Annotated in this window: 10 protein-coding genes, 1 pseudogene and 1 other annotated feature; of the genes and pseudogenes, 7 read left to right on the top strand and 4 right to left on the bottom strand. The window is 44.2% G+C overall.

Going from position 1 to position 13,687, the window contains the following annotated elements:
- Positions 1 to 41: 41 nt before the first annotated feature.
- From clpB to rluD, 3 genes are all read right to left on the bottom strand, one after another.
- A complete protein-coding gene (gene clpB / locus ACXABW_RS03040) occupies positions 42 to 2,615 on the bottom strand; it encodes an ATP-dependent chaperone ClpB (RefSeq protein WP_457523943.1) in 2,574 nt (857 codons plus the stop codon).
- 121 nt (positions 2,616 to 2,736) lie between these two features.
- Positions 2,737 to 3,474: a peptidoglycan editing factor PgeF gene (gene pgeF / locus ACXABW_RS03035; RefSeq protein WP_457523941.1), complete on the bottom strand. Its 738-nt coding sequence runs from the start codon at positions 3,472 to 3,474 to the stop codon at positions 2,737 to 2,739.
- Entirely contained in the window at positions 3,474 to 4,448 is a 975-nt protein-coding gene (gene rluD, locus ACXABW_RS03030; RefSeq protein ID WP_252029647.1) for a 23S rRNA pseudouridine(1911/1915/1917) synthase RluD, read from the bottom strand. The genes pgeF and rluD overlap by 1 nt, the downstream gene beginning before the upstream one ends.
- Before the next feature lie 130 nt (positions 4,449 to 4,578).
- Between rluD and ACXABW_RS03025 the strand changes: the two genes are divergently transcribed.
- The 7 genes and pseudogenes from ACXABW_RS03025 to yjjX all read left to right on the top strand — a co-directional run bounded on the left by ACXABW_RS03025 (position 4,579) and on the right by yjjX (position 12,994).
- The gene (locus ACXABW_RS03025; RefSeq protein WP_252029646.1) at positions 4,579 to 5,304 is read left to right on the top strand and encodes an outer membrane protein assembly factor BamD; all 726 of its coding nucleotides are present in this window, start codon (positions 4,579 to 4,581) and stop codon (positions 5,302 to 5,304) included.
- Between the two features lie 141 nt (positions 5,305 to 5,445).
- Positions 5,446 to 6,771, top strand: a pseudogene (locus ACXABW_RS03020) (transporter substrate-binding domain-containing protein); the annotation flags it as partial.
- 435 nt (positions 6,772 to 7,206) lie between these two features.
- Entirely contained in the window at positions 7,207 to 7,533 is a 327-nt protein-coding gene (gene hpf, locus ACXABW_RS03015; protein ID WP_252029645.1) for a ribosome hibernation-promoting factor, HPF/YfiA family, read from the top strand.
- Positions 7,534 to 7,637: 104 nt separating this feature from the next.
- Positions 7,638 to 7,760, top strand: a sequence feature (Phe leader region).
- A 12-nt stretch (positions 7,761 to 7,772) separates the two neighbouring features.
- Positions 7,773 to 8,951 (top strand): prephenate dehydratase, encoded by a 1,179-nt coding sequence (gene pheA / locus ACXABW_RS03010; protein ID WP_252029644.1) that lies wholly within the window; start codon positions 7,773 to 7,775, stop codon positions 8,949 to 8,951.
- A 156-nt stretch (positions 8,952 to 9,107) separates the two neighbouring features.
- Positions 9,108 to 10,154, top strand: coding sequence for a polyamine ABC transporter substrate-binding protein (locus ACXABW_RS03005; protein ID WP_457523938.1), 1,047 nt, complete (start codon positions 9,108 to 9,110; stop codon positions 10,152 to 10,154).
- On the top strand, positions 10,138 to 12,498 hold the full coding sequence (locus tag ACXABW_RS03000; protein ID WP_457523936.1) for an EAL domain-containing protein: 2,361 nt from the start codon (positions 10,138 to 10,140) through the stop codon (positions 12,496 to 12,498). Before ACXABW_RS03005 ends, ACXABW_RS03000 begins: the two co-directional genes overlap by 17 nt.
- Complete coding sequence (yjjX, locus tag ACXABW_RS02995) at positions 12,464 to 12,994, top strand: inosine/xanthosine triphosphatase (protein ID WP_265688419.1); 531 nt, start codon at positions 12,464 to 12,466, stop codon at positions 12,992 to 12,994. Before ACXABW_RS03000 ends, yjjX begins: the two co-directional genes overlap by 35 nt.
- Positions 12,995 to 13,377: 383 nt before the next feature.
- Here the strand turns inward: yjjX and trpR are convergent, their stop codons facing one another.
- Positions 13,378 to 13,677: a trp operon repressor gene (trpR, locus tag ACXABW_RS02990; protein WP_252029639.1), complete on the bottom strand. Its 300-nt coding sequence runs from the start codon at positions 13,675 to 13,677 to the stop codon at positions 13,378 to 13,380.
- Between the last annotated feature and the right edge of the window lie 10 nt (positions 13,678 to 13,687).

Genomic DNA, 13,687 nt, shown 5'->3' with positions numbered 1-13,687 from the left:
ATCATTATTTTGCTCTTCAAATCACACTTTCCCGTCAAATATTACTGATGCGCGATGATGCGATCATTGTTAACCAGCAATTGTACCTTTTTATCAGGATCGACCTTGCCAGCCAGTATGGCCTTCGCCAGTGGGTTTTCAACACTCTGCTGTATAGCCCGCTTCAAAGGCCTAGCTCCATATACTGGGTCGAAACCAACTTTGGATATCAGATCTAGCGCTTTATCTGACACTTCTAATTCATAACCACTCGCGTCCATTCGCTTCGCTAGTCGGTCCAACTGGATGCTGGCAATAGACTTAATATGCTCTTGTCCAAGTGGGTGGAATACGACACTTTCATCTACCCGGTTTAAAAACTCAGGCCTAAAGTGCTTACCAACAACATCCATCACTTCGTTTTTGATGCCTTGGTAATCTAGATTCTGGAAGTTCTCCTGAATTCGAGAAGAGCCTAAGTTTGATGTCATGATCACCACGGTATTACGAAAATCGACCGTTCTCCCTTGACCATCAGTTAACCGACCATCATCCAGAACTTGTAGAAGGATATTGAACACATCTGGGTGCGCTTTTTCCACTTCATCCAATAGGATTACTGAGTATGGCTTACGACGAACCGCCTCTGTTAGGTAACCACCTTCTTCATACCCCACATACCCTGGAGGAGCACCGACTAAGCGAGCGACCGAATGCTTCTCCATAAATTCGGACATGTCGATTCGTACCATGGCGTCTTCACTATCAAACATAAAGTTCGCCAATGTTTTGCATAGCTCCGTTTTACCTACACCGGTTGGGCCTAAGAATAAAAACGAACCGATAGGCTTATTTGGATCGGATAACCCTGCTCGACTACGGCGAATAGCATTGGACACAACTTCCACCGCTTCCAACTGGCCTATCACACGCTTGTGCAACACTTCTTCCATACGAAGCAGCTTTTCCTTCTCCGCTTCCAGCATTTTTGACACCGGAATCCCCGTCTGCTTCGACAGTACTTCCGCGATTTCATTGTCTGTCACTTTATTACGCAGCAAGGTCATTTCTTGCATTTCAGCTTGAGTAGCTAAATCTAGTTGCTTCTCCAGCTCAGGGATACGACCGTACTGAAGTTCTGACATACGATTCAAGTCGCCTGCACGGCGAGCAAAATCCATATCCATCCGCGCTTGCTCAAGTTCAGCCTTTATATGTTGCGTACCAGACAGTGCTGCCTTTTCCGCGTTCCAAACTTCTTCCAACTCAGCAAACTCACGCTCTTTATCTTGTAACTCGAGCTCTATTGACTTCAAACGTTTGCTACTGGCGTCATCTTGTTCGTTCGTCAGCGCTTGTTGTTCAATTTTCAACTGGATGATTTTGCGCTCTAACTTGTCGAGAGATTCTGGTTTTGAGTCAATCTGCATTCGAATACTCGATGCCGCTTCATCTATTAAATCAATCGCCTTATCAGGCAGTTGACGGTCAGATACGTAGCGGTGCGACAAACTCGCAGCTGCCACAATCGCTGGATCAGTAATTTCCACATGGTGATGCAGCTCATAACGTTCTTTTAGACCACGCAATATCGCAACGGTGTCTTCTACTGTCGGTTCATCCACCAGCACTTTTTGGAAGCGTCGCTCTAAAGCTGGATCTTTTTCAATATATTGGCGGTATTCATCTAACGTCGTAGCACCAACACAATGAAGTTCGCCACGGGCAAGTGCAGGTTTAAGCATGTTACCGGCGTCCATAGAACCTTCGCCTTTACCGGCACCAACCATCGTATGCAACTCGTCAATAAAGAGGATGACATTGCCTTCCTCTTTAGAAAGTTCATTCAATACCGATTTCAATCGCTCTTCGAATTCACCTCGGTATTTTGCACCCGCCACAAGAGCTCCCATATCAAGAGATAACACACGGCGATTACGTAGCCCTTCGGGTACTTCGTTATTAATAATGCGTTGAGCTAATCCTTCTACAATCGCCGTTTTACCTACGCCAGGCTCCCCGATGATGACAGGGTTATTCTTGGTTCGGCGTTGCAAGACTTGGATAGTACGGCGAATTTCATCGTCGCGGCCTATAACAGGGTCAAGTTTGCCCTGCTCAGCTCGCTCAGTGAGATCGATGGTGAACTTTTCTAGCGCCTGCCTAAGTTCTTCCGCATTAGGGTCGTTGACCTTTTGTCCGCCGCGAATCTTTTCAATCGCGTCAGACACTTTGCTTTCGGTTAAACCTATCTCTTTTAATAAAGCGCCCAGAGGGCCTTTATCTTCCAAAGCTGCTAGAAGAAAAACTTCTGAAGAGATATATGAATCCTGACGCTTTTGAGCCACCTTATCGCACAAGTTAAACAACGTACCCATTGCACCGGATAACTGGACGTCACCGCCAATACCACTGACCTTAGGTAATCGCTCTAGCAACTCACTTAGCTTTGATCGTAGATGCATTACATCAATATCTAACATGGTGAGTAGCGGTCGAATCGGACTGCCTGTCTGATCTAACAGCGCCACCATCAGGTGTACAGGCTCTATGTACTGATGATCACGCCCTAACGCCAAAGATTGGGCGTCAGAGATAGCGATTTGAAATTTACTAGTGAACCTATCAAGACGCATATCAACCTTCCTAACCTCAACTGAGATAATTTATTATTACTTAGAAAGATGGATACGCAGACGATGATTTTCAAGGGGATAGAGTAAGAAGAGTGGACAGCTTGAAGCTAAGAAATAGAATTTAGTCAGCCAACCAGATAAACGAGGCTTGTCTACCTGTCACACCATCGCGACGGTAAGAATAAAAGTCTTGCGGCTGTCGGTAGGTGCATAAACCACTGGCATAAACACCAGTTACACCAAGACGATTTAATCGTTGAGTCGCAATCAACTCCATATTCGCCAGCCACTTACCTTCTTTGCCTTCTTTCTTAAGAGAATGAAAACCTTTGATGGCGTTTGCATCAAAGTCGATGAACGCTTGCAGCACGTCGTCTCCGACTTCAAATGCCGTCGAACCAATAGCTGGGCCAAGCCAAGCCATTACCTCACCATCAAACATCTTTACGGCATTTTCGACAATACCACCCGCCAGCCCACGCCATCCTGCATGAACTGCAGCCACTTGAGTTCCTTGGGTGTTGGTTAACAGTACCGGCAGGCAATCTGCAGTCATTGCCGAGCAGACAATATTGGCGTTGTCGCTAAATACGCCGTCGGCATCGAGTACTTGCTGAGTTGGCTGATTCACTTTTACCACACGAGTAGAGTGAGTTTGGTTTAGCCAAACAGGGGCACTTGGAAAGTTGGCGAGTTCCGAGAGTGCTGCCCGGTTACTCTCGACAAGAGAATCTTCGTCCCCAACATGTTTACCTAGGTTTAATCCTTGATAAGCGCCAGTAGAAAAGCCACCAGCTCGAGTCGAGGAAATCGCTTTTACTTTATTAGGTACTGGCCAATTAGGGACGATAAAGCTCATTAGTACTCTTCCGAATGGTTTAGTTTCGCGTCTTCACGAAGCGCTTCTGTCATTGCAACCATGTCATCTGGAATCGGAGCATGGAACTCCAAAGGTTCCCCGGTCACCGGATGTTCGAACTTCAACATGACAGCATGCAACGCTTGACGATCAAAGTTACGAATCATCTGCGTTAATTCTTCAGAGGCTCCTTTAGGGATTCGAGCTCTGCCACCATACGCGGTATCACCCAATAGAGGGTGTTGCAAATATGACATATGAACGCGAATTTGGTGAGTACGTCCGGTTTCCAAACGCAGTCGAATACGCGTGTGCTCACGGAAATGCTCTGCTACTCGGTAGTGGGTTACCGCGGGCTTACCCAGAGGTGCAACCGCCATCAAGGTGCGCTTAGTGGAATGGCGACCAATTGGTTGTTCAACTTTACCACCTGCCGTCATCGTACCGATCGCTATCGCTTCGTATTCACGTGTGATGTTACGTTTTTGCAGCGCACGCACCAAACGAGTTTGAGCAGGTACTGTTTTCGCAACAACCATCAAACCTGTTGTGTCTTTATCTAGACGATGAACGATACCCGCTCGCGGCACTTCCGCAATATCAGGGTAGTGATGCAATAGCGCATTAAGCACTGTACCGTCGGGGGTTCCTGCACCAGGGTGTACAACAAAATCGCGAGGCTTGTTGATCACCAATAGGTCTTCGTCTTCATAAACGATATCCAATGGAATATCTTGAGCTTCCCAGCGTTCTTCATCTTCCAGTTCAGCCTGAACTGTAATTACTTCACCGCCCATGACTTTGGTTCTTGGTTTAGTAACCACGACACCATCAACCTGCACTTTCCCCTCTAAAAGCCATTCTTTTAGGCGAGAACGTGAAAAGTCAGCGAACAATTCAGCTATTGCTTGGTCTAAACGTTGACCAAGTTGGCTGTCTTTTACTGTGTTTGTTAATTCAATCTGCTGAGCCATATCGAACTTTTTTAAAAACTGTGAGACTAATGCTCACTACTGTGGAAAAATAAGCTGCATTGTATCTGTTACTGACCAGAAAGTAACGGAAGCTTAAGAAATATTTAAATTCAAGGAATCAGCTCCTGACATGAAACACCAAACTTTATCAGGCTTACTCGCTTTATCACTGTTAGTTGGCTGCTCGAGCAGTGAAGAAATTGTCCCTGATGTACCGCCTTCTGAGCTTTATTCCGAGGCACAATTATCTCTACAAGGCGGTAACTGGCTGACAGCAATCGAACAGCTAGAAGCACTGGATTCTCGTTACCCATTTGGTGCGTACTCCGAGCAGGTGCAACTCGACCTTATCTACGCCTACTACAAAAACGATGATTTACCGCTTGGCTTAGCGACCATTGAACGCTTTAGCCGTTTAAACCCTACCCACGAAAAAATGGACTGGGTTTTGTACATGCGCGGTCTTACCCATATGGCACAGGATCGTAACTTCATGCACGACCTATTCAATATAGATCGTAGTGACCGAGATCCTGAACCAGTAAAAAAAGCTTTTGCTGATTTTAAGAAGCTGCTGCAGCGCTACCCAAATAGCCCATATGCTGAAGACTCACAAAAGCGTATGTTCGCCCTTAAAAACCGTCTAGCAGAATACGACCTCGCAACTGCAGATTTTTACTTACGCAGAGAAGCTTGGATTGCAGCGATTAATCGCTCTCAAGAGCTACAAAAAACGTATCCAAATACTGAAGCCGCTCGCAAATCTTTAACGATCCAACTTGAAGCGTATAAGCAATTGGGATTAGAAGATGCCGTTGCACGAACCGAAGAGATGATTGAGCTTAATCCTCAATAACTCATAGAGTTAGTTCACTAAAAGCCGCCACAATATAGGCGGCTTTTATTTTTCTTATATTGCTGTTCTCGCCGTTTAGACTTAACCTTTATTTAACAAACTTGGTTAAGGAAGTCGGCTGTGAAAAGGATATTTCACCAAATGCTGCTCGTGATTTTCATGCTAGCAGCAAGCCCAACCAGTCACGCTTTAGAGTTATCTCCATTAAGTAACGACCCGTATGATGGTGATTTCAGTGAACTGAAGAAAAAAGGCGTTATTAGGGTTCTCGTTTCTGCAGATTTAGGGTTCTACTATATAGAAGGTGGAAGGCCTAAAGGCATCATCGCTGAACTGTTATATCACTTCGAAAAGCAGCTTAAAAAAAGCTCCCCTTACCTAAATCTACAAGTTATTCCTATTCACCGTGACGACTTAATCCCATCCATCGCAAGCGGACATGGTGATCTCGCAGTTGCAAACTTAACCATTACTGAAAGTCGCCAGCAGTTCGTTGACTTTAGTGCGCCCGTAATTAGGAATGTCCAAGAATTTCTAGTGACATCAAAATCCTATCCAGCGATCGAGCGCATTGAAGATCTAAGTGGTAAAGAGGTTTGGGTCAGAGCCAGTTCCAGTTACTTTGAAAGCTTACAAGCCGTCAACGCTAAACTTGATGAGCTCGATCTCCCACCTATCGTTATCAACTTTATTGAGGAGACGCTGCAAGACTACGAGCTGATTGAGATGGTTAATCTCGGACACATCAAAGCAACTGTACTTGATAGCCATAAAACAGAACTATGGATGAATGTAATGGATAACTTGGTTGTTCATAGCAACTTGCCCCTACGTAGTGATGGGCAAATCGCTTGGGCAATGAGAAAGCAAAGCCCTGAACTAAAAAAAGTCGTCGATCAATACTTACGCTCAGCACGCTCTGGGACATTATTGGGTAATGTCATTTACGGTAAGTACATAGATGACACTCGCTGGCTAAAACGTCTTTTAAACCCAAATAAAATTGCACGACTAGAGTCTCTGTATTCCATATTTGAACACTACTCTGGTGAATATGCCTTTGATCCTTTGATGATGTCAGCCCAAGGTTTTCAAGAGTCTGGGTTAGACCAGAGTAAAGTTTCTCATAAAGGCGCCGTGGGTGTTATGCAAGTACTTCCCAGTACAGCCAAAGATCCCAACGTCAATATTCCAAACATCCATAAGGTTGATAACAATATCCACGCCGGCGTTAAGTACATGCGCTTTATTCAGGACAGGTATTTCTCTGATGATGATATAGGCAGCGATGACCAAGTCTACTTTACTCTGGCTGCGTACAATGCGGGCCCAGCGAACATTAGGAAAATGCGCCGCCTAGCAAAAAAACACGGTTACGACCCCAATGTTTGGTTTAAAAATGTTGAGGTAATCACTAGGCGTAACATTGGCAGGGAACCTGTGACTTACGTAGCTAACATCAATCGTTAGTATGTGGTGTACAAACAGCTTTCTTCACTAGAACAGATTAGAACTAAGCGTAATGCCAGTGTGAATAGCCCAAAGTTTATTTTGCCGAGTAATTGATTGAAGTTAGTTAGATTCGAATAGCGGTTCATTGCCGCTTAGCGAGAGAGCAAGCTCACAGTTTAGGTTGGGTAGGAAACATACAGGCACTTTTTTAGGGCTGTACTTGGTCCCTAAAAAGCGGAAGATTTTTAGCACGTTACCCTTCCCAATCTAATCACTTCATTAGGAATAACAAGCTTTTTCTAGCGAAAAAAATGACACTCTTTGCGTAAGATCACATTTAGTTTTAAAGCCTAAAACCCCGCCGAAAATAATGATCTAGATCACATTCTTTTAGCCATGGATGAGTAATCTGGAGTTAACCCATGAGGGATGACACAGAGGAAAACATCTATGAAAGTAAACATCACTGGTAAAAATATCGACATCACCTCTGCAATCCGTGATCACATTGAGAGCAAATTTAAAAAACTAGAAAAGTGGCAAGTAGACATCATTGGTTGCCAAGCAAGCTTTAGTGAAGAGCCAAACAAGCAAAAGAAATTTGAAGCGGTAATCACAGTTCCTAAAGGACAACTCATCGCATCCGCTACCCACGAAGATTTATACGCTGCCGTTAACGAGGTAGAACAGAAACTAGAACGTCAGCTAAACAAACTGCGCCATAAACCAGAGGCGCGACGCTCTGAAAAACCAGAGCTAGAGCTTGAAGAAGAATAGAAAGAGAGAAATAAAAAAATAGCGCCGAAAGGCGCTATTTTTTTGCTTGACGCTCTATGTCAGATTGCTATTGTGTTTACAGGCAAACATACTTGACTCATTACTATGAATAACCACCTGTTCTTTTTTGACTTCTTTTTTCTCCAATAACCTTTGGAGGCGGAGTCGTTTGTAAGAAACAAGTCAAAAACGAACAGAAAGCCTCCCAACAGGGAGGCTTTTTTATAAAGGACACTTTCATGACTGACAGACAATACTCGCTCGATGAAATTCGTTTACGTCTAAACGAACTGGATGACCAACTGCTCTATTTGCTTTCCGAGCGCCGTAAAATGAGCATAGAAGTAGCAAAAAGCAAAGTAGAAACATCTAAGCCAGTGCGAGATGCAGATCGTGAGCAACAGCTGTTGGTAAAACTGATCAACAACGGCAAAGATAAATACGATTTAGATGCCCAGTACATTACTAAACTGTTCCATTCCATCATTGAAGATTCAGTATTACTGCAACAGTCATACCTTCAAAATCTGGCTAATCCTCAGCAAAGTCGCAAGCCGCTTGCGCGTGTGGCGTTTCTAGGTTCAAAAGGATCTTACTCGCACTTGGCAAGTCGCGAGTTCTTCAGCCGTAAAAATACTGAACTTATAGAACTAAACTGTGAGCACTTTAAAGAAGTGGCGAATACCGTTGAGTCAGGCCATGCCGATTACGGCGTGCTACCAATTGAAAACACGAGCTCGGGTTCAATTAACGAAGTGTACGACTTACTACAGCACACCACGCTGTACATTGTAGGCGAACTTACTCAACCTATTGAGCACTGCCTAGTTGCAACAACCGATATTCGCCTCGAAGATATCACCACCTTGTATTCTCACCCTCAGCCACACCAGCAATGCAGTGAATTTCTCAGCCGTATGAAAGGGGTGAAGTTAGAGTCTTGTGCAAGTACTGCAGACGCCATGCAAAAAGTAAAAGAGCTTAACCGTAGTGATATTGCTGCTATTGGTAACGCATCAAGTGGCAAGCTTTACGGACTCCAACCAATTCAAGGGAACATCGCTAACCAAACAGAGAACCACACTCGCTTTATCGTGGTCGCAAGAAAACCAGTGGAAGTCTCGCAGCAGATTCCAGCTAAAACAACAGTAATCATGTCAACGTCACAAGAGGCTGGCTCACTGGTTGAAACCTTGCTGGTACTTCAGCGCTACGGCATCAATATGACCAAACTGGAGTCACGTCCTATTATGGGTAATCCGTGGGAAGAGATGTTCTATGTGGATTTACAGTCGCACCTTGACTCTCAAGAGATGCAATCGGCAATTCATGAGCTCACTAAAATCACCAAACACTTAAAAGTTTTGGGATGTTATCCGAGCGAAAATGTCAAACCGACCCAGGTAAAGATCCAATAACCCTACCTTAGTCAAACATTTGACTAAAAAATCTGACACTCCTCTATACAAACCATAGACTAATGCTTTGGTTGCATATAAAGAAGTGTCAGTTTTTTGTTCTGACAGCCTTTATCTTGCTTCGATACACATGGATGCGAAAAGGCAACCTCGCAAATGAAGCTGTTACGGACAACAACATTTCTATTTTGCTCACTGGTACACTCAACTTTTTCCCACGCTTCAGAGCTGAACCTCTACATGTGGGAAGACACTATTGCACCTGAAGTAATCAGTGGATGGGAAGTACAGACACAAACGCCACTAAAGCTTGCCCACTTCGACAACGATGACGAACGTAGCTTATTGATGCTAAATAGTATTCGGCTGCCTTTTGACGTTGTTGTACTAGACAATGTTTCGGCGCAGATGTATGCGCGAGATGATGTGCTTGAGAACCTGACTGAGCTCCCCAACAGAGGCCACAATGCCAACATCTGGCTAGAGGCTTGTGGAACTCATGCTGTTCCATACTTTTGGGGAACTGTCGGCGTAGTATACCGAAAAAGCCAAGTCGCTAACCCACCACAAACTTGGGCTGACTTCATGCGCCCTGACGATGCATTAAACGGGCATATTGGAATGCTTAATGACAGCGTCGAAACCCTGCTTCCAGCTCTCAACAGCCTTGGTTTATCTCCACTCACTAGCAATGAAGCGTCATTACGCCTAGCTTACGACAAACTGAAAACGTTTAATGAAGGTGTCCTGACATACGAGTATGTCCTGAGTTACATTCGCAGTCATCGAGAAGCGGATAAATTGCACATGGCACTGGCTTATAGTGGCGATCAATATTCCCTCAATCGTTTCTATGTCGATAACGACTGGGCATACGTTTTGCCACAAGGAAAACCCTTTATTTGGGTAGACTGTCTTGCCGTGAGTAGCCATTCAAAAAATAAACTCCTAGCTAAGGCGTTACTTAGCTATCTAATGGATCCTGAAATTGCAGCAAGCAATGCAAACTATATTAAAGCGGCGACGCCGAATAAGAGCGCCAAAGCTTACTTGCCAAACAGTTACCTCAATGATCCTTCATTGTTTCCAAATCAACTACAGCTTGATCAAGCCTGGATGGATAGCGAGCTATCCGCAGAAAACATAGGTACTCGAGCCAAAATCATCAACAACATTCTCAAACGTCATGAAGCTCAATACTAGAATTTTACTGCTCGTCGCCCCAGTAATCGCACTCAGTGCAGCGATGTCCAGTTACACTATTTACGCCAGTCAAAAAGACGCGCTACTTAAGCGAGAAGATAGCTACCTGCAACTCAGCATGGAAAAACTTGCTGGGCACTTTCGCCAAGCGGTAACGTCTCTCAACAGCTATGCTTTTACTCTCACCAAAAGCGATATCATTAGGCACTACATTTATAACGAAGGTAATTCCTACCGCTCATTAGAATTGATTGCCAATCTACAAAGCACCCTTTCCACTCTGCAAGCTGGAGAACAAAAGTTTACCGGCCTCGCTATTTTGGATGGGAATAAAGAGCCACAATATTACGCCGATACAAGCAGTGACCCCTTTGCTCAGCTCGACCCAAAAATCTTGGCTTACACCAAGGAGATATTTAACACGACAGGCCGAACATCGCACACGGGCTATACTCAGAACTCACAAGGCGCTGGGGTACTAGTTCGCTATGAAGCGTTAGATAAAAACACGCTCAGCTCACCACTTAGCTATAACCGCAACGATATCTTTTTTGTGGTTGTTTGCGTGTCCCTAGAGCAGTTCAACCAACTCCGCAAGAAAATCGAATTCGATAACAAAAGTACGATTTTCTTCACTGAAGAACCATTACCTAAAAAGACGGCTCTCACTCAAACCGTCGAGCTCCAATCTGGCTTCTACGCTACGTTAGATCCAGCGCGATTTCTGATTCAAGCCAAAGTACAAGCGATTGGTAAAAACCTAGCAATCGCCTTTGGTTTATCGTCACTCTTTACCGTGTTAATCCTGCTCTTCTTGCTTTATCGACATGTGATAAGCCCAATATCTAAACTCGATAAACAGCTAAAACAAGTCGAGAACAATCAAAGAAAGAATATTGAGATCCTCTACTCTGAGGACGAAATTGCGCATCTATCACGACGCTTCTATGACATGTACAACGAGCTAGATACCACTTATCAAAAAACTAAAGCTCTGGCTGAAAACGACCACCTAACTCAACTGGCCAATCGTCACCAGTTCCAGCAATACGTAGAAAGAGCTTTGATCAATACCTTTGCCACTAAACAAGCCTGGATCTTGTACATCGATTTAGACAACTTTAAGTACGTCAATGATAAGTACGGCCATCAAGCAGGCGATCATCTACTGATCAGTTTTGCTAACCACGTTCAAGCTCTGACTAGTGAATTTGAAGAAAATCATCAAATTAAATGCTTAGCCTCTCGTCTCTCGGGCGATGAGTTCGCGATTTTTGTTTCGTCAAAACACTATGAAAATGAAAACCACGTGATTGAGCAATTCGCTAGACAGCTGCTTGACCCGATTCAGAACAACAGTATTAGCCCGCTTGGTAACCTCCCTATTACGGCGAGTGTGGGTATAGCAACCTTCCCTGAAGACGGACATAAGGTCAATAAGCTGATCTCCAATGCCGATACCGCTATGTATCAGGCTAAGCGTGCAGGAAAAAACCAAATCGCTCACTACTCCAAAGACCTTGATCTTGTCATTCAGAGGCGAACTCAAGTCGAACGAGCTCTGCGTAATGGTAACTTTGATCAAGAGTTCGAACTGCTCTATCAACCTTATTTTGATAAAAGTGCATGTACTGTTGTAGGTGTTGAAGCCTTACTGCGCTGGAACTCAGTGAAGCTTGGGGACGTTTCTCCGAGTGAATTTATTCCTATTGCAGAACAGACAGGCTTATTCGGTAAGATAGATCGATGGGTCATCAAGACTGCTTTTGCTGATTTCACTTCGATTCAGAGCCAGTTTAATTCGCCGATTCAACTTTCAATTAACCTCTCATCGGCAGAGTTAGATTCGCTTCAGCTGGCAAATTACATCCAGCAGCAAGCGGTATTATCCAACGTAAAACCGCACTTAATCGATTTCGAGATCACCGAGACTTTTGCCTCTGATTCACAAAGCTTCCCACTACTGCACGAGCTTTCTCTGCAGGGATATAAGTTAGCGATTGATGACTTTGGCTCAGGTTATACATCAATCACGCAATTGGTAGAGTACCCGGTTCAGAAAATTAAACTCGACCGATACTTCCTAGAAACACTGATAAAAACCAACAACCAAAAAGTGATCAAGCCATTAGTTGAACTGTGTCATTCCCAGTCAATGGTAGTGACTGCGGAAGGGATTGAGAGTGCAGAAATGTATTACTGGCTATCCGAATATAACTGTGATTACATGCAAGGCTTCTATTTTGGTGAACCACTAAAAGTCCACCAGCTATATCAACTGCATAATATAGAGCGACAAGGAACACAAGATGTCAGCAAAGAAAGTCGTCATAGCTTCGCTTAATCCAGCCAAGATTAAAGCGGTAGAGAGTGCGTTCAACAGCGCTTTTACCAGTCAAGAGTTTGAGTTTGTCGGTATTAATGTCGCGAGTGAAGTCGCAGACCAACCGATGACCAACCAAGAAACGCACTTAGGTGCGTTAAACCGTGTTCGCAATGCTAAAGCAGCAACCCAAGGTGATTTTTTTGTCGGTTTAGAAGCGGGAATAGAAGACAATGTGACATTTGCTTGGATGGTCATCGAGTCGGCAACTCACAGAGGCGAGTCACGTTCGGCTAGTTTGATGTTACCACCAGAGGTACTAGTCAAACTGGAACATGCAAATGAACTGGGTGACGTAATGGACGAAGTGTTTGGTACTGATAACATCAAACAGAAAGGCGGCGCGATTGGGCTGCTTACTAAACATCAATTGACTCGCAGCAGCGTCTACCACCAAGCTTTGATTCTGGCCCTTATTCCATTCACCAACCCGGAACACTTCCCTAGTAATCTGTAAATATTGAAGCTTTACTGCCGTTAAGAACAGTACCCAGTAAATTACCACCTTCTAAAGAAGGTGGCTTTGTGTGAGCCCCCTAAAAGGGGGCCTCGGCCTGAATCTAGATTTAGCATCACAGTCTTACTTGACTTATTCGTTGCTGAGCTTATGGCGTCGCTAAAAAGTAGAAGTTGAACAAAGTCATCGAGTTTGTTGAAGAAGTATAATCTTTATACTTCTGTTAGCCTCTGATAAATACAGAACAGACTTAAGCAGCATTGATAATAAAGGCAAAGCCGAAGTGAATGATAACCACCTACTGAAGTAGGTGGTTTAGGGCTGAAAATAAAAATGCCAGCATCAGTACTGGCATTTTTGATTGAGCTAACTTTGAAAGCGAGTTATTTACTTGGCAGTAGCAGCTGAGCAATCTCTTCTTTTTCCTGATCAGATTTTGCTTTTAGTTCATTCGAACCTCGAGTGATGGTTGCAACCCCCACCCCTAACAACTGACTAATTTGTCGCTGAGATAACTCCCCTTTCAATAATTCACAGACAATGTTGGCACGAGCGATTAAGGCTTCACGTTCGTCCGGAGTCAGCATCATAGTCAGCAATAATTCATGCTGCCCTTTATCGGATGCTTCCTTAACAAGATCCATCAGTTGCTGCCAATCATGGTATTCAGGTTGTAACGACATAAGACTGCTC

The sequence above is a fragment of the Vibrio paucivorans genome, assembly GCF_054053395.1.
Note: the sequence above shows the minus strand (reverse complement) of the source record. Positions and strands in the feature narration are given on the sequence as shown.